This window comes from Streptomyces sp. SX-6 (genome assembly GCF_059089585.1).
Map to the genome: position 1 here is coordinate 62,598 of NZ_JBTHHU010000021.1, position 25,852 is coordinate 88,449.

16 protein-coding genes and 1 pseudogene are annotated in these 25,852 nt (G+C 72.3%); 8 read left to right on the top strand and 9 right to left on the bottom strand.

Features of this window, described 5'->3' with window-relative positions:
• Positions 1 to 35 precede the first annotated feature (35 nt).
• The 3 genes from ACV530_RS23685 to ACV530_RS23695 all read right to left on the bottom strand — a co-directional run bounded on the left by ACV530_RS23685 (position 36) and on the right by ACV530_RS23695 (position 2,771).
• Complete coding sequence (locus tag ACV530_RS23685) at positions 36 to 998, bottom strand: MerR family transcriptional regulator (protein ID WP_494334632.1); 963 nt, start codon at positions 996 to 998, stop codon at positions 36 to 38.
• A gap of 76 nt (positions 999 to 1,074) precedes the next feature.
• Positions 1,075 to 1,932 carry an oxidoreductase gene (locus tag ACV530_RS23690; protein WP_494334633.1) on the bottom strand — a complete coding sequence of 286 codons (858 nt, stop codon included), beginning with the start codon at positions 1,930 to 1,932 and terminating at the stop codon, positions 1,075 to 1,077.
• Positions 1,933 to 2,027: 95 nt separating this feature from the next.
• Positions 2,028 to 2,771 (bottom strand): AraC family transcriptional regulator, encoded by a 744-nt coding sequence (locus tag ACV530_RS23695; RefSeq protein WP_494334634.1) that lies wholly within the window; start codon positions 2,769 to 2,771, stop codon positions 2,028 to 2,030.
• 54 nt (positions 2,772 to 2,825) lie between these two features.
• On the opposite strand from ACV530_RS23695, the gene ACV530_RS23700 reads away from it, so the two are divergent.
• Both ACV530_RS23700 and ACV530_RS23705 read left to right on the top strand, forming a co-directional pair.
• The gene (locus ACV530_RS23700) at positions 2,826 to 3,989 is read left to right on the top strand and encodes an MFS transporter (RefSeq protein WP_494334635.1); all 1,164 of its coding nucleotides are present in this window, start codon (positions 2,826 to 2,828) and stop codon (positions 3,987 to 3,989) included.
• 98 nt (positions 3,990 to 4,087) lie between these two features.
• Positions 4,088 to 5,110 (top strand): TerD family protein, encoded by a 1,023-nt coding sequence (locus ACV530_RS23705; RefSeq protein ID WP_494334636.1) that lies wholly within the window; start codon positions 4,088 to 4,090, stop codon positions 5,108 to 5,110.
• 54 nt (positions 5,111 to 5,164) lie between these two features.
• Here the strand turns inward: ACV530_RS23705 and ACV530_RS23710 are convergent, their stop codons facing one another.
• The 3 genes from ACV530_RS23710 to ACV530_RS23720 form a co-directional block, all read right to left on the bottom strand.
• A complete protein-coding gene (locus ACV530_RS23710) occupies positions 5,165 to 6,148 on the bottom strand; it encodes a trypsin-like serine peptidase (protein ID WP_494334637.1) in 984 nt (327 codons plus the stop codon).
• A 158-nt stretch (positions 6,149 to 6,306) separates the two neighbouring features.
• The gene (nadE, locus tag ACV530_RS23715) at positions 6,307 to 7,137 is read right to left on the bottom strand and encodes an NAD(+) synthase (RefSeq protein ID WP_494334638.1); all 831 of its coding nucleotides are present in this window, start codon (positions 7,135 to 7,137) and stop codon (positions 6,307 to 6,309) included.
• Positions 7,138 to 7,194: 57 nt separating this feature from the next.
• Entirely contained in the window at positions 7,195 to 7,611 is a 417-nt protein-coding gene (locus ACV530_RS23720; protein ID WP_494334639.1) for an ankyrin repeat domain-containing protein, read from the bottom strand.
• Between the two features lie 134 nt (positions 7,612 to 7,745).
• Between ACV530_RS23720 and ACV530_RS23725 the strand changes: the two are divergent.
• Both ACV530_RS23725 and ACV530_RS23730 read left to right on the top strand, forming a co-directional pair.
• A pseudogene (locus ACV530_RS23725) lies at positions 7,746 to 8,582 on the top strand (carboxylesterase family protein); the annotation flags it as partial.
• A gap of 164 nt (positions 8,583 to 8,746) precedes the next feature.
• Positions 8,747 to 9,328, top strand: coding sequence for a carboxylesterase family protein (locus ACV530_RS23730; protein ID WP_494334640.1), 582 nt, complete (start codon positions 8,747 to 8,749; stop codon positions 9,326 to 9,328).
• Here ACV530_RS23730 and ACV530_RS23735 read toward each other — a convergent pair.
• Positions 9,321 to 9,806 (bottom strand): carboxymuconolactone decarboxylase family protein, encoded by a 486-nt coding sequence (locus ACV530_RS23735; RefSeq protein ID WP_494334641.1) that lies wholly within the window; start codon positions 9,804 to 9,806, stop codon positions 9,321 to 9,323. The two genes, ACV530_RS23730 and ACV530_RS23735, sit on opposite strands and share 8 nt — an antisense overlap.
• 163 nt (positions 9,807 to 9,969) lie before the next feature.
• Here ACV530_RS23735 and ACV530_RS23740 point away from each other — a divergent pair, with 163 nt between their 5' ends.
• Positions 9,970 to 10,872, top strand: coding sequence for an RNA polymerase sigma-70 factor (locus tag ACV530_RS23740; RefSeq protein WP_494334642.1), 903 nt, complete (start codon positions 9,970 to 9,972; stop codon positions 10,870 to 10,872).
• A gap of 15 nt (positions 10,873 to 10,887) precedes the next feature.
• Here the strand turns inward: ACV530_RS23740 and ACV530_RS23745 are convergent, their stop codons facing one another.
• Positions 10,888 to 11,916: a 3-oxoacyl-ACP synthase III family protein gene (locus ACV530_RS23745; protein ID WP_494334643.1), complete on the bottom strand. Its 1,029-nt coding sequence runs from the start codon at positions 11,914 to 11,916 to the stop codon at positions 10,888 to 10,890.
• A gap of 198 nt (positions 11,917 to 12,114) precedes the next feature.
• On the opposite strand from ACV530_RS23745, the gene ACV530_RS23750 reads away from it, so the two are divergent.
• From ACV530_RS23750 to ACV530_RS23760, 3 genes are all read left to right on the top strand, one after another.
• Positions 12,115 to 19,464: an SDR family NAD(P)-dependent oxidoreductase gene (locus ACV530_RS23750; protein ID WP_494334644.1), complete on the top strand. Its 7,350-nt coding sequence runs from the start codon at positions 12,115 to 12,117 to the stop codon at positions 19,462 to 19,464.
• A gap of 7 nt (positions 19,465 to 19,471) precedes the next feature.
• On the top strand, positions 19,472 to 20,404 hold the full coding sequence (locus ACV530_RS23755) for an alpha/beta fold hydrolase (RefSeq protein ID WP_494334645.1): 933 nt from the start codon (positions 19,472 to 19,474) through the stop codon (positions 20,402 to 20,404).
• A gap of 130 nt (positions 20,405 to 20,534) precedes the next feature.
• Complete coding sequence (locus ACV530_RS23760) at positions 20,535 to 22,211, top strand: DUF8823 domain-containing protein (RefSeq protein ID WP_494334686.1); 1,677 nt, start codon at positions 20,535 to 20,537, stop codon at positions 22,209 to 22,211.
• A 57-nt stretch (positions 22,212 to 22,268) separates the two neighbouring features.
• Here ACV530_RS23760 and ACV530_RS23765 read toward each other — a convergent pair whose 3' ends face one another.
• Positions 22,269 to 25,622: a S8 family serine peptidase gene (locus ACV530_RS23765; RefSeq protein ID WP_494334646.1), complete on the bottom strand. Its 3,354-nt coding sequence runs from the start codon at positions 25,620 to 25,622 to the stop codon at positions 22,269 to 22,271.
• Between the last annotated feature and the right edge of the window lie 230 nt (positions 25,623 to 25,852).

Here is a 25,852-nt window from a genome sequence, read left to right on the forward strand (position 1 = left end):
ACTGGTGGCCCGCCCGTCGGCGGGCCACCGGCATGTCAGGCCGGGTGCGTACGCAGCCAGTCCAGCACCTGGGCGGCGTGCTCGTTCGGCGGGAAGACCGGATAGAAGACGTGCTCGACCGCGCCGTCCCGGACGATCAGCGTCAGCCGCTTGTACAGCTCCGCCCCGCCCGCCTCGAAGGTGGGCAGCTCCAGCAGCCGGGCCAGCCGCAGACCGGGGTCGGACAGCATCGAGAACGGCAGGCGGAGCCGTTCGACGACCTCGCGCTGGTAGTCCGTCTCCTGCCCGGACAGCCCGAACACCCGCTCCGCGCCCGCCTCGAGCAGCTCCTCGTGGTGGTCGCGGAAGCCGCAGGACTCCGGGGTGCAGCCACGCGCCCCCGGGATGGCGTCCCAGCCCTCGGGCACGTCGACGCCCGGCCGCCCGGTCAGCGGGTAGAGGTAGACGACCGTACGCCCGGCGCCCAGCGCGTCCAGGCGGACCGACCCGCCGGAGGTGGCGGTCAGTTCGAGGGCGGGCAGGCCCGCGCCGGGCAGGTGATCGGCGGCCCCGTCGTCCTCGGGCACGGGCAGACCGGCCGGCAGCCGGGTGTAGTCGTCGCTCATGGGGTGCTCTCCTGGCGTCACGTTCGGCTTCACGATGCTGTTGCGGTGAGCGGCCTCGTGCAGGTGCGCCGTCAGGACCGCCCGGCGGGCCGACAACGCGTCGATCCGCTCGGTCAGTTCGTCGATCGCCTCGCGATACCCGGCGAGCGACGCCGGGCAGTCGTCCGCGTGCTGCCGGCCCGAGGCCAGGCAGTCCAGGAACGGGCGGGTGCGCTCGACCGGAATGCCCAGCCCGCTGAGCGCCTTGATCTCGCGGACCAGCCGCACATCGTGCTCGCCGTACTCGCGGTATCCGTTGGCCAGCCGGCCGGGCGTGACCAGCCCCAGCGACTCGTAATAACGAACCGCCTTCACCGTCACACCCGCCGCCCGCGCGACGTCACCGATCCTCATGCCGCTCACTCACCTCCGCTTGCTGTCACGGACGCTAAACCCTGCCCCTGGGGGCAAGGTCAACCCGCCGCGGCGGTCAGCGGAACGCGGTGTCCGACCCCAGCTCCTCCGCCGCGTCCAGCTGCGCCAGCCGGCCCTGGAGATGCATACGGAGCCAGGTGAAGGCGTCCTCTCCCAACGGGAGCCGCAGCGGCGGCTCGTCGAGGCCGACCGCGGCGATGATGGCCTCGGCCCCGCGATACGGGTCGCCCTTCTGGCTGCCGTGCGAGCCCTCGAGCGCCTTGCGCGCGGGAGCGATGATCTCGGCGTACTCCGCCATCGGCTCGCCCCACTGCAGCGACCGGCCGCCGAACTCGGTACGGAACGAGCCCGGTTCCACGATCGTCACGCGGATGCCGAGGTGCGCGACCTCGGCCGCGAGCGACTCGGAGATCCCCTCCAGGGCGAACTTCGTCCCGGCGTACGCGGTGCCGCCCGGCGCCGCCATGACGCCGATCACCGACGACATCTGGACGATGCGCCCCGACCGCTGCCGCCGCATCAGCGGCAGGACGGCACGGGTGACCGCCATCACGCCGAAGACGTTCGTCTCGAAGTTGCGCCGCAGCGCGTCCTCGCTCAACTCCTCGAACGCGCCGAGCAGTCCGGCGGCGGCGTTGTTCACCAGGACGTCGATCCGGCCGAACGCCTCCTCGGCCTCCGCCACGGCCCGGCGGATCGACTCGGGGTCCGTCACATCCAGCCGGACGGCCCGCACCCGGTCCGGCGCGAGCGCCACCAGGTCCTCGATGCGGCTGATGTCCCGCGCGGTGGCGACGACCCGGTCCCCGTGAGCGACGACGGCCCGGGTGATGTCCCGTCCGAAACCGGAGCTGGTCCCCGTGACGAACCACACCCGCCCCGTGCCGGCCTGTGCGCCGCTGTGCTCGCTCATCGTGCTGCTCTTCCGTTCTCGGGTAAGAAGATCTCTTGGCCGGTGCACTCTACAAGCGCTTCGCATGCCTCTGGCGAGCCATTTTTCTTCGCTCTTCAGCGGCGGCTGTGGCGGCCCGGGGTGCAGCCGAAGGCGCGTCGGAAGACGTCGATGAACGCGCTGGCCGATGACCAGCCGCAGCGGTGGGCGACCGTGGTGACGGGGATGCCGTCGGCCAGCATCCGCAGGGCGTGGTAGAGCCGCGCCTGGGTGCGCCATTGGGGGAACGTCATGCCGAGTTCGGAGCGGAAGAGGCGGCTGAGCGTACGTTCGCCGACTCCGGTCGCGGCGCCGAGGGCGGCCAGGGTGCGAGGGTCCGCGGGATCCTCGCGGAGTATGGAGCAGACGGCCGCGAGACGGGGGTCGGTGGGGGCGGGCAGCCGTACGGGCAGTTGGGGAGAGGCGCGCAACTGGTCGCGCAGGACGGCCCGTAGACGTCCGCGTTCGGGGCCGGTGTCGTCGGGCGCTCGGGTGTAGGCGCGAATCAGCTCGCGCAGCAGCGGGCTGACGGCGAGGACGGTGGGGGCGTCCAGGCCAAGGGGGTTGTCGTCGGCCGGCAGCCCGACGAAGTGCACCTCGAGGTGGCCGTACGCCCGGTGGGCGTGGACGGTCCCCGCGGGGATCCAGATGGCGCGCGTACCGGGCGCGAACCAGGTGCCGGCATCGGTGGTGACGGCCACGACACCGGAACCCGCGTAGGCGATCTGGTGGTCGTCGTGCCGATGCGCGTCGATCTCCTCTCCGGCCGCCAGGACCTGGGCACGGGTCGGGGCTTTCGGCGTGTGGCGGATTTTCGGCACGAGTTGGCAACTTACCGGAAGCGCGACACTCATGTGATCGCCAACGATCGAGGCATGCCCACGAACCGTCCCATCACCCTGATGTCCTCGGGGCACGCCTGCGTCGACGTCTACCAGGGAGCGGTGGCCGCACTGGTGCCGTTCTTCGTCTCCGAGCGTGCCTATTCCTACGCCGCGGCGTCCGGCATCGTGCTGGCCGCGTCCCTGCTGTCGTCGGTCGTACAGCCGTTGTTCGGAGCACTCACCGACCGGTGGGCCATGCCGTGGCTGCTGCCGGTGAGCACCTTGCTGGGCGGCCTCGGCGTCGCGCTGAGCGGGGTCGGCGGCTCGTACGCCCTCACCCTGGCCGCAGTCGCCCTGTCCGGCATCGGAGTCGCCGCGTACCACCCCGAGGCCGCCCGCGTGGCACGCAACGCGAGCAACGGCAGCCACACCGCGATGAGCTGGTTCTCCCTCGGCGGCAACATAGGTTTCGCTGTTGCCCCGTTGCTCGTCTCCGCCGTCATCGCCACCGGCGGCCTGCACGCCTCCCCGCTGCTGGCCGTACCCGCCCTCGCCGGTGCGGCGCTGTGCGTGGCAGCGCTGCGGACGGTCGCCTCCCCGGCTGCGGGCGCCACCCGCGCGAGCCGGGACGGGGGCAGGGACAACTGGGCGTCCTTCCTCAAGCTGTCCGGGGCCATCGTGTGCCGCTCGGTCGTCTTCGTCGGCCTGAGCGCGTTCGTCTCGCTCTACGTGCGCCAGCGCACCGGAGGCGGCCAAATATCCGGCACGGCGGCCCTGTTCGTCCTCTACCTCGGCGGCGCGGTGGGCACGGTGGCCGGGGGACGGCTCGCGGCCAGGTACAGCCGCGTCACGGTGGTCCGGTGGTCGTACGCCCTGACCGTCCTCGCCGTCGCGGGCGTCGTCCTCGTCCCCGGGCCGCTGCTCTACCTGTTCGTCGTCCTCACGTCGGCCGGGCTGTACGTGCCGTTCTCCCTGCACGTCACCCTCGGCCAGGACTACCTGCCCCGGCGCGTGGGCACGGCCAGCGGCGTCACCCTGGGCCTGACCGTCAGCGTCGGCGGCATCGCGAGCCCGCTCATCGGCGCCCTCGCCGACGCGACGTCGCTCCAGGTCGCGTTGGCGCCCCTGATCGCCCTGCCCGCGGTCGGCTGGTTCCTGCTGCGGACACTCCACGAGCCCGCGATGCCGGAGGCGGCGGTCCCCGCCCGTGCCTGACAGACCTTTACATCGATTGCGCAACACGGGAACTGTCGGTCGCCGGGCTCCGTTCACCCATGATGTAGCAGCAACATATTGAGTTCAGGAGGACGTCGATGGGCGTGGCCGTACCCAAGGGCGGCAACGTGTCGCTGTCCAGGCAGGCACACGGTCTGACCGCCGTGACGGTCGGGCTGGGATGGCAGATCGGGGCCGGGGCAGGCAGCGGTGTCGACCTCGACGCCAGCGCATTGCTGTGCGGTGCGAACGGCAAGGTGCTGTCCGACCAGCACTTCGTCTTCTTCAACAACCTGCGCAGCCCGGACGGCTCGGTCGTCCATGCCGGCAGCGGTGGCACCGGCGGCACCGGCGGGGACAACGAGCAGATCCACGTCGACCTCGCCCGGGTGCCCGCCGAGGTGACGCGGATCGTCTTCCCGGTCTCCATCTACGAGGCCGCTCAGCGAGGCCAGAGCTTTGCGCAACTCGCCGGAGCCCACATCCGCGTGGCCGACCGCAACGGCGGCACCGAGCTGGCCCGTTACGACCTCACGGGCGCCGCCGCCGAGACCGCGATGGTCTTCGGCGAGCTGTACCGCCACGGTGCGGAGTGGAAGTTCCGCGCGATCGGGCAGGGATACGCCTCGGGGCTCGCCGGTATCGCGACCGATTACGGCGTCGACGTCCTGAAGGAGAGCGCGCCCCCTGCGCCCGCCGCCGAGTCGGCACCCGCACCCGTGGCTTCCGCGCCGGTGCCCGCCCCCGTGGCTCCGACGCCCACGCTCGTGTCCGCTTCCGCGCCTGCGCCGCTTGTGCCCCAGCAGGCGCCGGCGCCCTGCTTCTTCGAGCCCGGCCACGGCCCGGGCACGGACTCGGTGAGCTACTCGCCGCAGTGGGGCGTGCCCCGCCAGATCCAGGCGTGCGCCAGTTGCGCACAGCGCGTCCGGACCACGCCGCCGCCGTACTACACCCCTCCCCAGGCGGCCCAGCCGCAGCCGGTGCAGCCGGGCTACCCGCAGCAGCCCGCTCCCGGGCAACAGCAGCAGGGCCGCCGCTTCGGTATGGGCGCGGTCGTCGGCGCCGGCGCGGCCGGCCTCGTGGGCGGTGCGCTGCTGGACGAGGCGCTGAGCGACGACTAGGCATGGGTGTGAAGGGCCCGTTGCCGCGGGCCCTTCACACCGAGGGCAACGGGCTCACGTGTTCTGCGCGTTGTCGTACAGCGCCTTCGCGTCGTCGCCGAAGTACGGGCCGAACATGGTGTCCGGCAGGAAGACGTAGCCGAAGCTGTTCACCGACGCCTGGAGACCCGTGCCCGTCGACTCGTCGAACGAGGTGAACCAGGGACCGCCGCTGGAGCCACCGGTCATGTTGCAGCTGAGACCGTGGTCCTTGGTGAGCAGGAAGTCCTGCGTGGCGGTGCCGCTGCAGTGGATGAGCTTGGTGCCGTCGTAGGGGGAGGCCGCGGGGAAGCCGAAGGAGTACATCGCCTGCCCGTAGGCGCCGTTGAAGTCCAGGCCCTGGCCGCCGACCACGTCGGTGAGCTTCTTCCCGTCGAGCGGGGCGACGACGGCGGCGCCCACGTCGTAGTTCATGTCCTCACTGGCCGTCCACTGCGGGGTGGAGAGGGTCTTGGTCGCGGACCATGTGCCGTAGGGCGCCTGGCCGTCGTGGTAGCCGGGGACGAAGGTCCAGTCGGTGTGCCAGTTGCCCTGGTACTTCACACAGTGCCCGGCCGTGATCACGGTGCTGTGGTTGCCGCTGGTGACCGCGTCGCCGGAGCAGGAGGCCTTGCGGCCCTGCATGGTGAAGAAGACTCGCCCGGAGGTCTTCATGATCGCGCCGCCACCCGTCCACGGGCCGCCGGCCTGGGGGAAGGAGCGCACGGTGGCGCCGTCCAGGTGCGCGGGGGCGGGGGTGGACGGGACGACGGTGTGCCGGCCGCCGGTCGCCGGGGCGGACGCCGTGTCCGCGCGCTCCGGGCTCACGTCGAGCGGGGTGGCCGCGCGCATGCGCTCGGGGGTCCAGAAGGCCGCGGTCCGCGCGGCGTCCTGTGCCGTCACGGCGTGCTCGGCGGGGGCGGGCGCGGCGGCGGTGGCCGTCAGGCCCGGGACGGCGAGGGAACAGACGGCCAGCAGGGCGCCGGCCGCTAAAGCGGTGGTACGGGGGTGGCGTCTCACGCGTACTCCTTCTGCAGTGGGTCCGGCCCGCGGACGGGAGGGGCGGGCCGGGCAGATGAGTGGTGCGGTTTCGACGGTGCGAGACGAGCGTGCGCGCCTTGACGGGGACCCGTCAAGGCGCGCAGGTATGGTTACGGCCTACTGCCGCCGGGCGACCCTCAAGGGGCGATCGGCAACTGGCGCTTGTGCTCGGTGAGGCGGTAGCGGTTGACGATCTTCTCGAAGGCCCGCTCGTCGACCGGCTTGCCCTCCAGGAAGTCGTCGATGTCGTCGTAGGTGACCCCGAGCGCGTCCTCGTCGGCCTTGCCCGGGTCGAGGGTCTCCAGGTCGGCCGTCGGGGTCTTCCACACTAGCTCGGCGGGCGCGCCCAGCGCGTCCGCGACGGCGCGCACCCGGCGCTTGGTCAGGCCGGTCAGCGGGACGAGGTCGGCGGCGCCGTCGCCGAACTTGGTGAAGAAGCCGGAGACCGCCTCGGCGGCGTGATCGGTGCCGACGACCAGGCCGTTGTGAGCGCCGGCCACCGCGTACTGCGCGATCATGCGCTGCCGGGCCTTGATGTTGCCGTGCACGAAGTCCTGGTGATGTGCGTCACGGAAGCTCGCGCCCCCGGCCAGCGAGGCCTCGAGCGCGGCGTCGCTCGCGGGCTTGATGTCCACGGTCAGCACGTGGTCGGCCCGGATGAAGGACAGCGCGAGCTGGGCGTCGTGCTCGTCGGCCTGGACCCCGTAGGGCAGCCGCATCGCGTGGAACCGCGCCTCGTGCCCCGCGGCCCGGGCCCGCTCGACCGCGAGCTGGCACAGCCGGCCGGTGGTGGTGGAGTCGACGCCGCCGCTGATGCCGAGCACCAGGGAGGACAGGCCGGTGGAGGTCAGCCGCTCGGCGAGGAAGGCCACCCGGCGCTCGATCTCCCGCTCGGCCTCGAAGACCTCGGCGACCTGGAGTTCCCGGGCGATCTCCTGCTGCAGGGCCATGGACGCCGGCTCGCTCACGTCTGCTCCTTGTTCCGGTACGCGAATGCCGCGTACGCGATGTGTGTCGCGCCCACCCTACCCAGCCCCCGCCGCGGCGAGGAGCCCGGCGGTTGCGGGGTGGAGGTCGCTGTTCGCCCACTCCATGGGGGACCGGCCGGTGCCGTGATCTTCGCGAAGGTCCGGATCGGCGCCGTGCGCTAGTAGTGCGCGCACCGTCTCGGTGTGCCCCCAGCACGCGGCCGCGCACAGCGGCGTACCCTCCGCGCCGGGGCCGCCGCTCTCGACGTCGGGGGAGGCCCCGGCCGCCAGGAGCAGGCGGACGATCACCGCTTCCCCGTTCACGGATGCCGCGTACAGAGGGGTGGTGCCGTCGCTGTCCCGCCACTCCGGATCGGCTCCGGCCCGCAAGGTCATCCTCAGGCGGGCGGCGTCACCCAGCATGGTCGCCTCGATGAGACGCCGGGTGAGCTTCTTCCGCTTGCGCTGGTTCATGGGTGCTGAGGCTACTGGGGGTTGGGGGCACGGTCGTCAACCCCTTGGGCCATGGGTATGCAATGACGAGGAATCGTGCGCAACACGGAGCTCTGGAGGTGACCGTGAAAACGGTGTCTCGTCGCCTTGGCCCGATGGCTCTCGCCGCCGCTCTGGCACTGGCCGTCTGTCTTGGCTTATCCACCGTTCCTGCCCGGGCATCGGCCCCGCCGGGGCAGCCGGTCGCGGCCACCGACGCGGGAGTCGTGCGCGGTGTCGACCACGGGACGTACCGGACGTTCGCCGGAATCCCGTACGCCGCACCGCCAGTTGGCAGCCTGCGGTGGCAGCTGCCTCGCCCGGTGCGGTCGTGGGAGGGCGTGCGGGATGCCGGCCGACCCGGCAGCCCGTGCCCGCAGAAGGCGGGCGAGGTGCACGGCGGCAGTATCGACGAGGACTGCCTGTACCTGAACGTCACCGTCCCCCGCACGGACCGGCAACGGCCGCTGCCGGTCGTGGTCTGGTTGCACGGCGGCGGGTTCATCACCGGTGCCGGCAGCAGCTACGACGCACACCGGATGGCCGTGCGCGGGCACGTCGTCGTGGTGACGATCAACTACCGGCTCGGCGTCTTCGGCAACTTCGGCTACCCGGGCCTGCCCGGATCCGGCGACTTCGGGCTGGCCGATCAACAGGCGGCGATGCACTGGGTGCAGCGCAACGCCGGTGCCTTCGGGGGCGACCGGTCGAACGTGACGCTCGCCGGGGAGTCGGCCGGAGGAATGAGCACCTGCACGCACCTGACCTCACCGGGCGCGGCCGGGCTGTTCGCCAAGGCGATCATCCAAAGCGGCTCCTGCCTGGTCGACTTCGGCAAGAACTCCGTCTACCCGGGTGTCGGCGACTACGCGCCGTGGTCGCCACGGGCGGCGGTGGAGTCCGCAGGCCGGCAGGCGGCCATCACCCTCGGCTGTCCTCAGCCGTCCCGGGCGCTGTCGTGCCTGCGCGGCAAGCCCGTCGCCACGCTGCTGACCACGAACGACAACTTCGAACAGGTCACCTACGGCACTCCGTTGGTGCCCCGGCGTCCGCAACCGCGCTGGGCCAGGGCCGCTTCCACCGGGTCCCCGTGCTGCAGGGCAGCACCCGCGACGAAATGCGGGCCTTCGCCGCCACCCTGCAACACGCGCACCCGATCACAGCCGAGTACTACCGCACTCTTCTGCGGGACACCTTCGGCGACGGCCGTGCCCGGCGACTGGAGGCGGTCTACTCCCCGACGGCGTACGGCACACCGGCACTGGCCTGGGCGGCGCTGAACACCGACCGAGTCTTCGCCTGCTCGACGCTCACCGCCGACCGGCTGCTCGCCCGGCATGTCGCCACCTACGGCTACGAGTTCGCCGACCGCCGCGCGCCCAACGTCGGCTACCCGGAGTCGCCGCAACTCCCGTTGGGCGCCGCGCACGCCACCGAACTGACCTACCTCTTCGATCTCGGCGGCTGGCACGCGGCATTCACCCCCGCGCAGGAGCGGCTGGCCGCGCACATGATCGACTACTGGACCGCTTTCGCGCGTACCGGCCGGCCGGACAGCAGGGGACTGCCTCGCTGGCCGCAGGTGCGCTCCCACGCGGCTGTCCCCTACGTCCGGCAACTCGATACCGGGCCCGACGGAATCCACGGTGTCGACATCGCGGCCGAACATCACTGCCGCCTCTGGCCGCCGGTCAGTTGAGCACGGCGGCGAACATACCGGGCTCGTAGGAACCGCCCCGCTGGTGCACGATCACGGCCATCCGGTTGGCCGCGTTGATCAGGGCGACCAGGGAGACGAGCGCGGCGATCTGGCCGTCGTCGTAGTGCTCGCGCACCCGGGCCCAGGTCGCGTCGGACACGCCGTCGTGGGCGTCGGCGAGCCGGGTGCCCTCCTCGGCGAGTGCCAGCGCGGCCTGCTCGGCCTCGGTGAACACGGTGGACTCGCGCCAGGCGGCGACCAGGTTGAGCCGGACCGCGGTCTCACCGGCGGCCGCGGCCTCTTTGGTGTGCGCGTCGATGCACCAGCCGCAGCCGTTGATCTGGCTGGCACGCAGCGACACCAGCTCCTGCGTGGACCTCGGCAACGGCGACTGGTAGATCACCATGGCCGCGTTGGCGAACCGCTTGGCGAACTTGGTGGCGAGCTCGTTGTCGAACATGTTGAAACGGGCGTCCATGACGTCGTCTCCTCACTCGTAGTGCTGCACTGAACGACCATGAGATGCCGGAGACCCGCTCCTTGTGACGGAGCAGCGGTGTGACGAGCACCACCGCACCCGGATGTCACAACGCCGCCGGTACCGGCGTCTTGTGCGCATGGGACGACAGGCAGGAGCAGCCATGGTGAAGAGCGAGCACACGCATACGGACCCCGCCACCGAGGCGTTCGTCGCCCATCGCAACCTGCTGTTCACCGTCGCCTACGAGATGCTCGGCTCGGCCGCCGACGCGGAGGACGTCCTGCAGGAGACCTGGCTGCGCTGGTCGGGCGTCGACCTCGGCACGGTACGGGACCGGCGCGCGTACCTGGTCCGGATCACCACGCGCCAGGCGCTGAGCCGGCTGCGTGCGCTCGGCCGCCGCAAGGAGTCCTACGTCGGCCCCTGGCTGCCCGAGCCGCTGCTCACCACGCCCGACGTGGCCGAGGACGTCGAACTGGCCGACAGCGTCTCGATGGCGATGCTGCTGGTGTTGGAGACGCTCACGCCGACCGAGCGGGCGGTGTTCGTGCTGCGCGAGGTGTTCGACCTCGGGTACGACGAGATCGCCGAGGCCGTCGACAAGAGCCCGGCCGCGGTCCGCCAGATCGCGCACCGCGCACGGGCCCATGTCGCGGCGCGCCGGCCGCGCGGGACCGTCTCCCCGGCCGAGACCCGGGACGCGCTCGACGCGTTCCAACGGGCGGCCGAGACAGGCGATTTGCAGGTCCTGCTCGACATCCTTGCGCCGGATGTCGTCATGATGGGCGACGGTGGCGGGATCAAACAGGCCGTCCCGCGGCCCATCGTGGGGGCCGACAAGGTGGGCCGCCTGCTGATCGGCGGACTGGGCAAGGCCGCCGACACGATGTCGATGCGGCCGGCACAGGTCAACGGCCACCCGGCGCTGATCATCCGGTTCGACGGCGTAATCGACACCGTTGTGGCGGTGCGCATCGACGACGGCCTCATCACCGGGCTCTACGCCGTGCGCAACCCCGAGAAGCTGTCGCACATGCGGCGGGAGACCGCCCTGCGCCGCTGAGAGGTGCCGCCGTGCTCACAGCCGGATCAGCACCAGCCCCATGCTGAACCCACTGGCCAGGCCGATGAGAGCGACCATGTCGCCGGGCATGACGCGGTCGGACCGCTGCGCCAGGGCCAGTTGCAGCGGGAGGGACGCGGACGCCGCGTTGCCGTGCTTGTCCACCGTGGCCAGGAGCCGGCCCTCCGGCAGACCGAGTACGGCGCAGGCCTCCTGGAACTGCGGCATGGAGATCTGGTGGACGGCGACGAACGCGCTCTCGCGCACCAGGGCCATCTCCTCCGGCGCGTGCTCCAGGACCAACCCGGCCATCTCGCGGCCGGTCTGGGACAACTGGTTCTCGTTGAGCCGCAGACAGTAGTGGTCGTCGTCCAGGGACCGCGGAAACATCGATCCGCCGGCTTTGACGGTGCACGCCTCCCAGGCGGAGGAGTCGGCGGCGAACACCGCGTGCAGCACTCCGGGATCGTCCGGGCCGGCCGGTCCGGCGGTCAGGAGCAGTGCGGCGCCGGCATCGGAGACGGTGTAGCCGGGCAGGTGACGCATGAAGGTCTCCTGGTCGGGCACATGCCAGCGGGTGGTGAGCGTCGCCGTCTCACCACAGGCGATCAGCACGGTGCGGTGCCGACAGGTCTCGATGAAGGCTGCGGCCGTCTCCACGGCGTTGAGCACGCTGTTGCAAGCGTTCTTCACATCGAACACCGGGCAGTGAGCGCCGAGTTTGGCCGCCACGATATGGCCGGTGGCGGGTTCGACGAGGTCTTGGGACGTCGAGGCGAACAGCAGCAGGTCCACCTCGCCGATGGTCGCCCCCGCCATGTCCAGCGCCTCGACAGCGGCCGCCACCGCGAGGTCGGACGCCTGCACGTCGTCGGACCTGACGTGTACGCCCCGGACGCCGGTGAGGTTCTCCAGCGCGCCGGGCGGGGGAACGAAGGGACTCCCCGCCGCGGCCATGCCCGCCCGGACCTGTTCCATCGTCCGGTACTGCGGCGGCAGGTGCACGGCATTCGACAGCAGCCGGGCCCGGCAGGAAGGCGGCACCACATCACCGTACGGCGGTAGAGCGGGCAGGACTCCGCTATCGGAGAACAATCACCAAGTATCCATGTTTTCCGAATTTTCAGGGGAGATCACCCAGTAATCTGCCCATTCTGTCCACGCTGACCGGCTCCGCACCGGGGTAGGGATGGCAACCTGCGCCAGGACAGGCCGCGTTGGGGAACCGGACGGGGGCTGACGATGGACTGCAATGATCGCGCGGTGGCCGTCGTCGGCGTCGGCTGCCGGCTGCCCGGCGGGATCTCGGACCTGCGGGAGCTGTGGGAGGCCCTGCGCGAAGGCCGGGACGCGGTCGGCGAGATCCCGCCGGACCGGTTCGACAAGAACCGCTTGGTGGACCCTGGGGGCCTGCGTGCCTGCCGCAGCTACACGGCGGCCGGGGGCTTCCTCGACGACGTGGCCGGTTTCGACGCCGCCTACTTCGGCATCGCCCCGAAAGAGGCCCAGGCCATGGATCCGCAGCAGCGGCTGGTGCTGGAAATGGCCGCGGAAGCCCTGGACGACGCCGGGATCCCCGCCGAGTCGCTGGCCGGATCGGACACCTGCGTCTTCGTCGGGATCTCCGACCCCTTCTACGGAACGGTCCAGACGACCGTCGAGCAGTACGCCAACCCCTACATGATGAGCGGGTCCACGCTGTCCCTCGCCGCGAACCGCCTGTCGTACTGCTTCGACCTGCACGGGCCGAGCATGGCCGTCGACACCGCCTGCTCCTCCGCGCTGGTGGCCCTCGACCGTGCCTGCCGCACCCTGCTGGACGGCACCAGCCGCACCGCCCTCGCCGGCGGCGTCAACGTGCTGGGAAGCCCAGGCCCCTTCATCGGCTTCTCGCACGCGGGCATGCTCTCGCCCAGCGGCCGCTGTGCCGCCTTCTCCGCCGGGGCCGACGGCTTCGTACGGGCCGAGGGCGGGGGAGTGGTCGTCCTCAAACGGCTCGCCGACGCGCTGGCCGACGGCGACCGCATCCACGCGGTGATCGCCGGCACCGGCACCAACTGCGACGGCCGCACACGCGGTGTGGCCCTGCCGAGCACCCGGAGTCAGGAAGCGCTCCTGCGCACCGTGTACGAGCGGGCCGGGGTGGACCCGGACGAGCTGGTGTACTTCGAGGCCCACGGCACCGGAACCCCCGCCGGGGACCCGGCGGAGGCACAGGCCATCGGGCGGGCCCTCGGACAGCACCGCGCCGTGGGGCCCCTGCCGATCGGATCCGTCAAGTCCAACCTGGGCCACCTGGAACCGGCCTCCGCCATGCCGGGCCTGTTCAAGGCCATGCTCGTCCTCCGGCACGGCGTCGCCCCCGCGACCCTGCATGCCCAAACCCTCAACCCGGATATCGACTTCACCGCGCTGGGCCTTGCCCCCACCGTCGAACCCGTCGAACTCCCGCGCCGGGAGCGGGCGGCCGTGGGCGTCAACTCATTCGGTTTCGGCGGGGCCAACGCCCACGCCGTCCTCACCACGCCACCGGCCCCGCCCCGGGGCGAGTACCACCCGGCCGACGCGCTGCCCGTGGTGGTCTCCGCCCGTTCGGCCAAGGCGCTGCGCGAACTGGCCGCACGCGTCGCGGCACACCTGCGGGAGGCGGTGCCCGAGGAGTTCTACGACCTCGCCCACACCACCACCCGGCGCCGCAGCGCCCACCCGTACCGCGCCACCGTCCTGGCCGACAGCCCCCGGGAGGCGGCCGACCGGCTCGACCGGCTCTTCGTGGACACGCCCGCCCATGGAGCCAGGGCCCGCAAGGCCGAACGGGGCACGGTGGCCTACGTGTTCTCCGGAAACGCCTCCCAATGGCCCGGCATGGCCGCCGACCTCATGGCCGGTGACCCGGCCTTCCGTACGGCCGTCGGACAGGCGGATGCCGCACTCGCCCCGCACCTCGGCTGGTCGGTGGCGAAGGAGCTGGCTCAGCCGGAAGCGGCCCGCTGGCAGCGCACCGAGATCGCCCAACCCGCCCTGTTCGCCGTGCAGGTGGGCCTGGTGGCCGTGCTGGCGGCCCACGGTCTGAGCCCGGCGGCCGTCATCGGGCACAGCGTCGGCGAAGTGGCCGCCGCCCACGCCGCCGGTGCCCTCACCCTGGAGCAGGCCGCCCGCGTGATCGCCGAACGCAGCCGCACCCAGGGCGCCACCGCGGGCACCGGACGGATGGCCGCCGTCGGCCTGCCCGAGCACGCGGCACGGGAGGAACTCGCCCCGTACGCGGACAGGTTGGAGATCGCCGGAATCAACAGCGACCGTGATGTCGCCGTCGCCGGTGATGCGGAGGCCCTGGCCGCCCTCGGCGCGGAACTGACCGCCCGGGACGTCTTCTTCCGCGAACTCGACCTCGACTACGCCTTCCACAGCCCCGCCATGGACCCGGTCGCAGGCCCGCTGCGGACCGCACTGGCCGGGCTGGAACCCGCCGCCGCCCGTATCCCCTTCCTCTCCACCGTCACCGGCACGGCACTGCCCGGGGAGGCCCTGACCGCCGACTACTGGTGGCGCAACGTCCGCGAACCGGTCCGCTTCCACGAAGCCGTCACCCGCGTCCTCGCCGACCACGCCGACATCCTCGTCGAGATCGGCCCGCACCCCGTGCTGCGCCCCTACCTCCAGCGCACCGACGCCACATACATCCCCACCCTGCACCGCGGCGGCGACGGCCCCCGCGAGACCACCGCCGCCGTCGCCGCCCTGCTCGCCTCGGGGGCGGACTGCGACTGGCGGACGCACTTCCCCCGCCCGGGCTGGGTGACCGACCTCCCCGCCTACCCCTGGCAGCGCGAACGCCACTGGATCGGCACGCCCCAGGACCTGGTCCTGCGCACCAGCGGCACCGGGCTGCTCGACCATCCCCTGCTCGGCGAACGCCTCCCGGGACCGCACCCGTTGTGGGAGGGCTCCGTCGAGCCCCAGCTGGTGCCCTGGCTCGGCGACCACAGGATCGCCGGATCCGTGCTCATGCCCGCCGCCGCGTACGTCGAGATGGCGCTGTCGGCCGGCCGGCGGGCGCTGGACCGGCCCGTGGAGGTACGGCACCTGGGCATCGCCAGTGCGCTCCCGATCGCCTGGCCCGACACCGGCACCACCCGGCTGCAGACCGCCGTCACCCCGGAGGACGGCGCGGTGACCATCAGCAGCAGCGAAGGCCGCGGCACCGCCTGCCACCCCGTCGTCCGCGCCCAGGTCCGCACCCTGCTCGGCACGGCCCCCGCCCCCATCGACCCCGAGGCGATCCGCGCCCGGTGCCCCCGCACCGTCAGCGGCCCGGACTTCTACGCGACCTGCCACAGCGTCGGCCTCGACGTCGGCCCGGCCTTCCAGCTGCTGCGCGAACTACGGGTGGGGGAGGGTGAGTTGCTGGCCGACTACCGCAACGAGCACCCCGGCGAGGCCTACACGGTGCACCCGGTCCTGCTCGACGGCCCCTTCCAGGCCACCGTCGCCCTGGTGGAGGAGCTCATGCGGGCCGGCCGTGTCTATCTGCCGTCGACCTTCGGCTCGGTGCGAGTGTGGCGCACGCCCTCCCCGTACGGCGTGGTCCACCTGCACCAACGCAGCCGCACCGAGACCGAGTTCTGCTGGGACGTCACCTACGCCGACACCGACGGCACCGTCACCGCGGAGATCGAGGGGTTCCGCACCCGGCGCGCGTACAACACCGACCGGACCCCGCTGACCGTCCAGCACACCGTCCTGCGCGCCGCACCGCACCCCGAAATCCCGGCCGCACCCTCGCCGTTGCCGCCCCCCGCCGACCTGGCGAACGCCGTCCGCAATCGGATCGGCCGACTGCACGACGCCCTGCGGGAGACCGGCCACGACCGCTTCCGGGCCGCCGTCGGGGAAACGGCGGCCCACTGCTGGGCCGCGGCCCTGGCCGGACTGCTCGACGACGGCTCCGCCGCGTTCGCCCTGCCCGACCTCGTCCACGGCGGGCTCCAGCCGCGCCACCGGCGGCTGGTGCGGCTGATGCTTCCGCTCCTCGCCCGGCACGGACTGGCCCGCCCCGCCGACGGCGAGCGCTGGCAGCTGACCGGCACCGTGCCCCGCCCCGACCAGCTCCTCAAGGCACTGGCCGAGAACCACCCGGCCTTCGTCGCCGAGACCCTCCATCTCAACGCGCACCTGCGGCACTTGCCCGCCGTGCTGCGCGACACCCCGGGCACACAGGAACTCCTGGAGAACGGTGCCACGACATACGAGCAGATGTACGCCGCCGCGCCCGCCCACCGCCACACCCACCGCGTGGCCCAGACGCTGCTCGGCGAGATCGTCCGCCGCTGGCCCGGCGACCGCCCCCTGCGCATCCTGGAACTCGGCGCCGCACCCCACGCTCTCACCGCGGCCCTGCTCCCCCTGCTGCCGGCCGACCGTACCCGCTACACCTGCACCGACAGGTCCGCGACCGCCCTCGCTGCCGCCGAACACCGCTTCGCCGCCCACGACTTCGTCGACCACCGCACCCTCGACCCGGACACCGACCCCGTCTCCCAGGGCTTCCGCGACGGCGGATACGACTTGGTCGTCGCCGACGACACCCTGCACACCGCCGCCGACTTGGCCGACGCGCTGCGCCGGGTACGCACCCTGCTCGCCCCCGGCGGACACCTGCTCGCCGTCGAATCGCACGACGCGCGGCAACGCGCCCTCCTCCTGGGCGCCACCGAGGACATCTGGCAGCGCAACGACCGCACGCTGCGCCCCGACACCGTGCTTCTGCCCAGCGACCGGTGGCTGCCCCTCCTGGAGCGGTGCGGCTTCACCGGCACCGTACAGACGGGCACCGACGACCGCTCCGTCCTCCTGGCCGCCGCCGACCGCCTCCCCGCCGCCGAACCCGACCCGCCCGCGCCCGCGCCGGGCACCGTCTGGACCGTCGCCGTCGAGTCGGCCGACGAGACACCGACCGCGCGCGAGCTCGCCGGGCTCCTGGGCGCCGACGTCATCACCGTCACTGACGACGACTCCTGGGCCACTGCGCTGTCCACCGAAGTCACCGGCGTCGTCTGTCTCTTGAGCGAGCCCGGCGACCCCCGGGAGACCGTCTCCCGCACGACCCGCCGCGCGGCCGTCCTACGAGCCCTGGCCGCATCCTGCGCCGAACGGACGGCGGGCGTGTGGCTGGTCACCCGGCCCACCGGCCTGTTCCCCGCCCCCGAGCGCCCCGCCCACCCCCTCGACGCGGCGACCTGGGGGACGGCCCGCACCCTGGCCAACGAACAACCTGGCCTGCACCTGCGCCGGATCTCCCTCGACCGCACCGGCGACCCGGCCGCCGACGCCCGGCGCCTGGCCCGCGAACTGCTCCTACCCACCGACGAGGACGAGATCGTGCTCACCCGGGGCGGACGGTTCGTCCCCCGCGAGACCCAGCGCCCGGCCGACCAGCCCGCCCCCGTCCCCGTCCCCGCGAGCACGCCGTTCGCCTTGGAGGTACGGGAGCCGGGCCTGTCCCGCCGGCTGGTGTGGCGGCAGGCGGAACCCTTCCATCCGGGTCCCGGTGAGATCGTGGTGGAGATCCGGGCCGTCGCGCTCAACTACCGCGACCCGATGCGTGCCAACGGCCTGCTGCCGCCCGAGGCCGTCGAGGGCTCCCCGCTCAGCCGAGGACTGGGCACCGACGCGGCGGGCGTCGTCAGCGCCGTCGGTCCGGGCGTCACCGCATACGCGGTCGGCGACCGGGTCGGCGGCCTGATGGCCGCGGCCCTCGCCTCCCACTGCCTCGCACCGGCCGTCACCGTCGGCCCCATCCCCGACGGCATGAGCTTCGCCGAGGCGGCGACCTTCCCGGTGGCCTTCCTCACCGTCCACCACACCCTCGCCGGCGAGGCCAGGCCACTGCCCGGTGAGACGCTGCTGGTGCACGGCGGCGCCGGGGCCGTCGGCCTCGCCGCTCTCCAGTGCGCTCACCACCTGGGCCTGCGGGTGATCGCCACAGCAGGCACCGAGACCAAGCGCGACCTGCTGCGCACGCTCGGCGTGGAGCACGTCCTGGACTCCCGCAGCCTCGACTTCGCGCCCCGCGTCCGCGAACTGACCGACGGCAAAGGCGTCGACATCGTCGTCAACTCCCTCAGCGGCGAAGCCATCGCCCAGAGCCTGGACCTGCTGCGCCCCAACGGCCGTTTCATCGAACTCGGCAAGCGCGACATCTTCCTCAACACCCCTCTCCTGCTGCGCCCCTTCCACCGCAGCATCACCTTCATCGGCTTCAACCTCGACAGCATCGTCTTCGACCCCGTACGCGGTCCCCGCCTGGTGCTCGAGACCGCGGCCCGGACGGCCACCGGCCAGTACCGTCCCCTCCCGCACACCTTCCACTCGGCAGCCCGCGTCGACGAGGCCTTCCGGCTGCTCCAGCACTCCCGCCACGTCGGCAAGGTCGTCGTCACCCTCGACCCGCTCGACGAACCGATCCCCGTCGAACCCGCCCTCGCCACCCCCGCGTTGGACCCGGAAGGCACCTACCTGATCACCGGCGGACTCGGCGGCTTCGGCGCCGCCACCGCCGGCTGGCTCGCCGACCGCGGCGCCCGCCACCTCGCGCTGCTGAGCCGCCGTGGAGCCGAGGCCCCCGAGGCCGCGGCCGTCCTCGAACGCCTCGCGGCACGAGGGGTGACGGCCACCGCGTACGCCGCCGACGTCACCGACGAGACGGCTGTGCGCCGGGTGGTCGCCGCCGTGGACGCCACCGGACATCCGCTGCGCGGCGTCGTCCACGGCGCCATGCGCCTGGACGACACCCCGCTCGCCGACCTCACCGACGACCGCTTCGCCGCCGTGTTCGCCCCCAAGGCCGCGGGCGCCGACGTCCTCGACCGCGTCACCGCCGACCACGACCTGGGCCTCTTCCTGCTGTACTCCTCGGTCGCCGCGGCCATCGGCAACCTCGCACAGGCCCCCTACGCCGCCGCCAACGCCTACCTCGAGGCCCTCGCACGAGCCCGGCACCACGTCGGACGCCCCGCGACCGCGATCGCCTGGGGTCCGATCGCCGACACCGGATACGTCGCCCGCAACACCCTGACGGCCACCATGACCGGCCTCGGCTTCGAACCCGTCACCTCCACCGAGGCGTTCGGCGCCGCCGACCACCTCGTCGCCACCGGCACCGACGTCGCCGGCGTCGGCCGCTACCGCTGGGCCCGCGCGCGCCGCCTGCTGTCCTCCCTGGGCAGCCCCCGCTACAGCGCCCTCGTGCCCGCCGGTGCCGTGGAAGCGGACGAGGGACGCGAGGAACTGCTGCGCTCCCTGGCCGCGATGACCCCCGAGGACGCCGTTCGCGCCATCACGGAAACCCTGGTCCGCCACCTCGCCGGCGTCCTGCACCTCGACCCGTCGGAACTGGACCCCGGCCGCAATCTGGAGGACTTCGGCGTCGACTCCCTCATGGGCGCCGAATTCATCCTCCAGGCCCGCGAATACTTCGGCATCCACCTCCCGCCCGGCGAACTCCTCGGCGGCGGACGCACCCTGACCCACCTCGCCCGCCTGATCCACGAGCGCCTGGGCATCCACTCCTCGCCGAAGCAGCAGACGTAGTAGACGTATGAGCCCCCGGCCGCCTCTCACCGCCGAACAGGCCCGCCGCCTGCCGGACTACCCCTTCCAGGGACGCTGGTTCGGCCACGGCGCATGGCACCAGCACTACCTGGACGAGGGCCGGGGCGCGCCCGTCCTCATGGTGCACGGCAGCCCCACGTGGAGCTATATGTGGCGCCGCCTCGTCCTCGGCCTGCGGGACCGCTACCGCTGCATCGCCCCCGATCTCAGAGGCATGGGACTCTCGGACCGGGCACGCGATCCGGACGGCGAACTCCTCGCCGAGACCCGGGCACAGGACCTGGGCCGCCTCGTGGACCACCTCACCTCCGCCCGCGGCGCACCCGCGCGCGGCTGGACCCTGGTCGTGCACGACTGGGGCGGCCCGATCGGCATGTGGTGGTCCCACCTGCACCCCGGCGTCGTCGACCGCCTCGTCCTGCTGAACACCGCCGCTTTCCCCCCGCCCGCCGGATACCGGCTCCCACGGGACACCCGGGCCCTGAGACTGCCCGTACTGGGCCGCATCGCGCACGCCTCCAACGCCGTGGCGCACTTGGCCCTGCGGCAGTCGTCACCGCACCGCCCGCTGCCCCGGGCCGTACGCGCCGCCTACCTCGCCCCCTACCGGCGGCGGCGCGACCGTCCGGCGCTGGTGCGCTTCGCCCGGGACATCCCCCTCGGTCCGGCCGACCCCGGATGGTCCCACGCCCGGCGCCTCGGCCGGGCCCTCATCACCTTCACCCAACTGCCCGTCTTCATCGGCTGGGGCATGCGCGACCCCCTGTACGACGACCTCGTCCTCGCCGAGTGGACCCGGCGCCTGCCCCGGGCGTCGCTCCACCTCTACCCCGGCGCCGGGCACTTCGTGCTGGAGGACGCGGCAGCACAACTCACCGAAGACATCAGGGACTTCCTCGACATCACCGACCGCCACTGAAAAATGCCTCTTAAATGCCCCTTACACGCTGTGTGTTAGCGTCGAGGGCCGCCTGCGCGGTGTGACGACTTCAGAGGAAATCAGGGGGAAAGCCGCAGTGAACGCTGTGGGCGCGGGCCGGTTCGGTGAGATGGGCGGTTGGGGTGCGCTCCGCCGGGCCATGATGCACCCGGTGCCCGCCTCGCTGGCTCTGGCGGCGGTCCTGCACCTGCTGTGGGTGCTCGTGCTCGCCAACAGCGGCGGCGACCTCGCCGCGCAGGACGCCTGGGCGGAGTTCGCGCTCCGGCACCCGGACTCGGCGTACAACCTCGCCTGGTACGGCGGCATGCACCCGGTGTCGTACAGCGTCCTCTCCCCGTTCCTGATGGGGGCCGTCGGGGTCCGTACGACCATGGTGGTCGTGGGCACCCTCTCCGCCGGGCTGCTGGCGGTGATCCTGGTGCGCAGCCGTGCGGTGCGCCGGCCCATGCGGCCCGCTCTGTACGGCACGTTCGCGTTGGTCTGCAACGCGGTGTCGGGCCGGGTGACCTTCGGGGTCGGCCTCATGTTCGGGCTCGCGGCCGTGGCCGTGATCGCCGTATGGCCGGCGAAGTGGCGCACGCGCAGATGGGCCCACCGGCTCCCGCGGGCCGGGCTCGCCGCACTGCTCTCGGCACTCGCCACCGCCTCGAGCCCGGTGGCGGGGCTGTACGTCGGGATCGTGGCCGCGGCGCTGTGGCTGACCGGGCGGCGGCCCGCCGCCTATGCCCTCGGGGTGACCCCGGTTCTCGTGGTCGGGCTCTCCGCCTGGCTGTTCCCCTTCTCGGGGACGATGCCGATGGATTTCTCGATGATGGTCCTGCCGCTGCTGAGCGCCGTCGCGGCCTTCGTCTCCGCGCCCAGGCAGTGGCGTACGGTGCGGATCGCCTCCGTCCTGTACGCGGCCGGGGTGGTGCTGGTCTGGCTGATCCCCTCCCAGATCGGCGTCAACATGACGCGTTTCGGCCTGATCTTCGGCGGCGTGGTGCTGCTCGCCGCGCTCCCGACCGCCGGGGTCCCGCCTCTCATCGTGCTGGGCACCACGGGCCGCAGATGGACGGCGATGGCCCTGGCCCTCGTGGTGGTGACGGTGTGGCAGGCCACGCAGGCCGCGAGCGACGTCATCAGGACCACGCCCTCCGCGTCCTGGACGCGGGCGCTGGCGCCGCTGCGGCAGCAGTTGGACCGGGTCGGGGCGGACCGCGGGCGGGTCGAGGTGGTGCCGGTCCGCAGCCATCGCGAGGCCTCGGCCCTCGCTCCGTACGTCAACCTGGCCCGTGGCTGGAACCGGCAGGCGGACAAGGAGCGCAACCCGCTCTTCTACGACGACGAACCGCTGTCACCCGCCGCCTATCACCAGTGGTTGCGCGACTGGGCGGTGCGGTACGTCGTGCTGTCCGGGGACGCCCCGGATTTCGCGGGCAAGGAAGAGGCGGCTCTGGTGGCGCGCGGACTGCCCTATCTGGAGCGGGTCTGGTCCGATGCCAACTGGAAGCTCTACAAGGTCCATGACCCGAAGCCACTGGCCGGGCCGGGGGCCACGGTGGAGCGTGTGGGGGCCGAGGAAGCGGTCATCCGCGTGCACAAGCCGGGCCGGGTGCTCGTCCGCATCCCGTACTCGCCCTGGCTCGGCCTGATAGACGCTCAGGGGCAGGGCTGCCTGGCCAAGTCCGTGCAGGACAACGACACATGGACGGTCCTGTACGCGCCCCGCGCCGGCGAGTACCGGATAGGGGCACGCTACAAGCTGCCGCGAGGCACGCCCTGTCCGAAGGAGATGAGGGAGTAACGGGCAGCCGGGGCCGCCCCGATGCGGGGCGGCCCCGGCCGGTTCGACCGATGCGCGTCAGCTGACGGTGTAGCTGTACGGGATCGCCGCCAGCACCGAACCGGTGGTGCCGAGCTGGTTGTTGGCGGTGGCCACCGCGCCCGGCGCGGTCACCAGGTACAGCACACCGCGCACGGTGCTGCCCTTCGGGCCGCGCGGGGTGATGGTGACCTGGAACGAACCGGTCGCGCCCGGCTTCACGGTGACCGGGTTGGGTGCCGGGGCCGAGGCGTCCACCGCGGCCGCGAACGGGTCGTTGGTGCTGGAGGTCAGCGCCGGGTCGAACGCCTGGGTGTGGGCGTCGGCGGTGACGGTCGACGTGCCGGCGGGAGCGCCGGAGGCCGGGAACGGGCCGATCTGCTGCACGTAGCTGCTCCAGAAGCCCGGGACCACCGGCTGCCGGGCACCGCCGAAGGCCCTGACGACCGAGACGGTCGAACCGTCCTGAGCCTGCTTGAGGTCACCGAACGCGTCCGGCGAACCGGTGGTGGCGCTCAACTCCAGCTGCGCGGGCGTCGAGGAGGCCGCGACCCCGGTCAACCGGTCGGTGCCCGGCGGCACCAGGAAGCCGGGAGTGGCCGAGTTCGGGTGCAGCGGCAGCGCGACGGTGGCCGAGGTGCCCTGCGGCACCAGCGGGACGTCCACCATCGTGGTGAGACGGCCGTCGGCGTGGATCATCTGGGTGGCCGCGGTGTTGTTGGCGTACGTCACCCGTACCGTCGTGGGCTTGCCGGCCGCCAGCTTGGTCGTGGCGCTGCGGGGCAGACCGGCGGCGGTCGCCCGGTCCTGGTCGAGGCCGACGGTGCCGCGGAACGGCTGGTTCAGCTCGGCACCGCTGACCGGGTTGAGGACGGTCAGCACGAACCGCCAGCGCCCGGCCGCCGGTTCGACCGCGGTGGCCGACACACCCTTGGTGGTGCCCGTGACGGCACCGGAGGGGCTGATCAGGGCGTTGCTCTCGATGTCGACGGGCGTGCCGTCGGGGCTGATCAGCGTGCCCTGCACCAGCACGTTCGGGTCGCTGAGTGTCACACCGGCGCGGATGTCGCGGTGGCCCTTGGGCACGTCGAAGGCGTACGCGAAGGACTGCGCGGGCGAGGCGTCACGGGCGTTGCCGCCGGTGATCGTGCCGGTGAAGGCGCCGCCCTTGCCGGAGAGCGGGACCAGGCTGCGCAGGATCACCGGAACGCTGGTGGTGCGGCCGTTCGAACTGGCCACGGTGATCGACTCGGCGCTGTCGCCACTGGTCCTCGGGGTGGTGAGGTGCACGCGCAGCGTGGTGCTGCGCCCTGGCGCCAGCCTGGTCACCTTCGGGCTGACCAAGCCGTCCGGCACCGCACGCTGGGTGGCGGTGTCCAGCAGCACCGGACCGGTGAAGCCGTTGCTGCCCTCGGGGGTGTAGAGGACCGCCGTCCACTTGCCCGCGACCGGGTGCGGTACGTCCACGATGCCGAAGTTGGCGGAGACCGGGCCGCCCTGCGGACGGGTGTTGGTCTCCAGCCTGCCCGACGGATCCAGCAGCGTCATCCGGACCACCGGGGTCACGGTGCCCGCGCCGGACTTCTGCGGCTTGCCCTGCCAGGCGATCGACGCGGCGAGCCGGTCGGCGCCCTGCGGCACGGTGAACGTCACCTCGTGGTGCACCCAGGGCGAACCGTCGGTCGCATAGGCGAACTTGGGGTCGGCGGAGGAGTTCAACGGCACCGTCTGCCGGGAGTTGGCCAGCGGCGCGAAGGTACGGGTGGCACCGGTCACCGTCTGGGTGGTGTGGCCGGTGTTGACCACGGTGACGTCGGCGGTGTGGCCGGAGCCCGGCGTGCCGGCGATGTCCAGCTGGCCGGTGGTGACGGCGACGGTGTTGCTCTGCCCGGCGCCCGCGGGGCTGTGGTAGCCACGGGCGGCCTCCACGGCGGAGCGGACGTCCAGCAGGCCGGCGCCCTGCTCGTGGGCGGGCAGGCCGAGGTCCTGGGCGGTACCGGTGAGAAGCTGCTTGACCAGTGCGGGAGTCGGCGACTGGTTGTGGTGGCTGTCCCGGTAGGCCTGGATCACCAGGGCCGCCGCACCCGCGGTCAGCGGGGCGGACTGGCTGGTGCCGCCGAACGGCTGGACCGGGCTGCCGGTGCCGTTGTAGTTGGTGCACTCGGTGTACTCGCTGATCTTGGGCGAGCACAGCGCCCAGTCCGCCTCACCGGGCGCGACCAGGTCCACGGTGCGCCCGGCCTGCGTGAAGCCGCCGGAGGACAGCGCGGAGATCCGGTTGTTCGACCAGGTGCCGTTGGAGAACTGGGAGGCCGCGTAACCGGTCTGCAGATAGCTCTGGTTGTCCGTCGACGCACCCGTGGAGATCACAAGCGGGTCGGTGGCGGGGGTGCCGATGGTGCCGTTGATACCGGCGTCACCGCTGGAGACGGTCACTGTCACACCGGCCGCGACCGCCTGGTCGTTGAACAGCGTGATGGTGTCGTGCGCACCGCTGTCCGGGGTCACGTTGCTGCCGAACGACTCGTTGAGCACGTCGACATGGGCGACCGAGACGGCGTAGTCGATGGACTGCAGGATCGCCGAGTTGGGGAACGAGGTGCCACCGGCCTTGAGCGCCACCAGCGAGGCGTCGGGCGCGAAGCCCTTGACGCGGATGGTGCAACCGGCGGGCAGCGGGTGGGTGGGATTGACGAACTTCGACAGGTCGTAGCTCTCCCGGCCCTGCGCGACCATCGCGGAGGCGTCACCGAACGCCTCCGCGGCGCCGCTCGGCGCGTCCCAGCCGTCGCCCGAGAAGTCCTGGTGGTCGACGACCGCGTGCGTGCCGTCGGGGCGTATGAAGTCCGGGTTGTCCGGGTCCAGGCCGTCCGCGATGTACGCGACCTTGACGCCCTTGCCCGTGGCGATCTGGTGGGCGCCGGGGTTGCCGGGGGTGCTCTCGACGTGCGTCGAGTACAGCGCCTCGGGCTCGAGCAGAGGCTTGGACGGGTCGCTGGGGCAAATCCCGTACGGGTCCGCGCCATTGTTGCCGTTGCCCTTGACCTTGCCCCGGGCGTTGGGCGCGATGGCCTTCGGCCCCTTGCCGCGGCCCGGGGCACTCGGTGCGCCCGGAGCGCCCGGTGCGGTGGCGCCCGGCGGGGTCACCTTCACCGTCTCGTCCGCGATGACCGAGGCGACGGCGGGGTCGGCCGCCAGGGCCGCGCGCAGTGCCGGACCGACCGTCGCGGAGAAGGCGTTGCCGACCACGAAGCTCTTGACGTGCGTGCCGCCGTTGGCCTTGACCTTCGCCAGCAACGGGGCCTGCGCGGCGGAGGCCGCCCGCTTGCGTGCCGCCAAGTGGTCCGCGTCGGGCGGGGTGTTGGAGAGCTGGTCCTTGAGGACAACGATCACAGGTTGCGGCGCTCCACTGTTCGGGAGCGCCCGGGCGTTCGGTGCAGAAGTCAACTCAGTGCCGTTCGCGGTGGTCCCGAGGGTCAGGACCACGGACGCGGCGGCCAGCGTGACGCCTGCCAGCCGCGATCTTCGCCAGCTGAACATCGACATCCTTTCGACCTTTCGTCCGGATAAGACATTGGAGGGCATGCCAGAGGCCTCCGGAACACCCGTCCCGACAAGCTCAC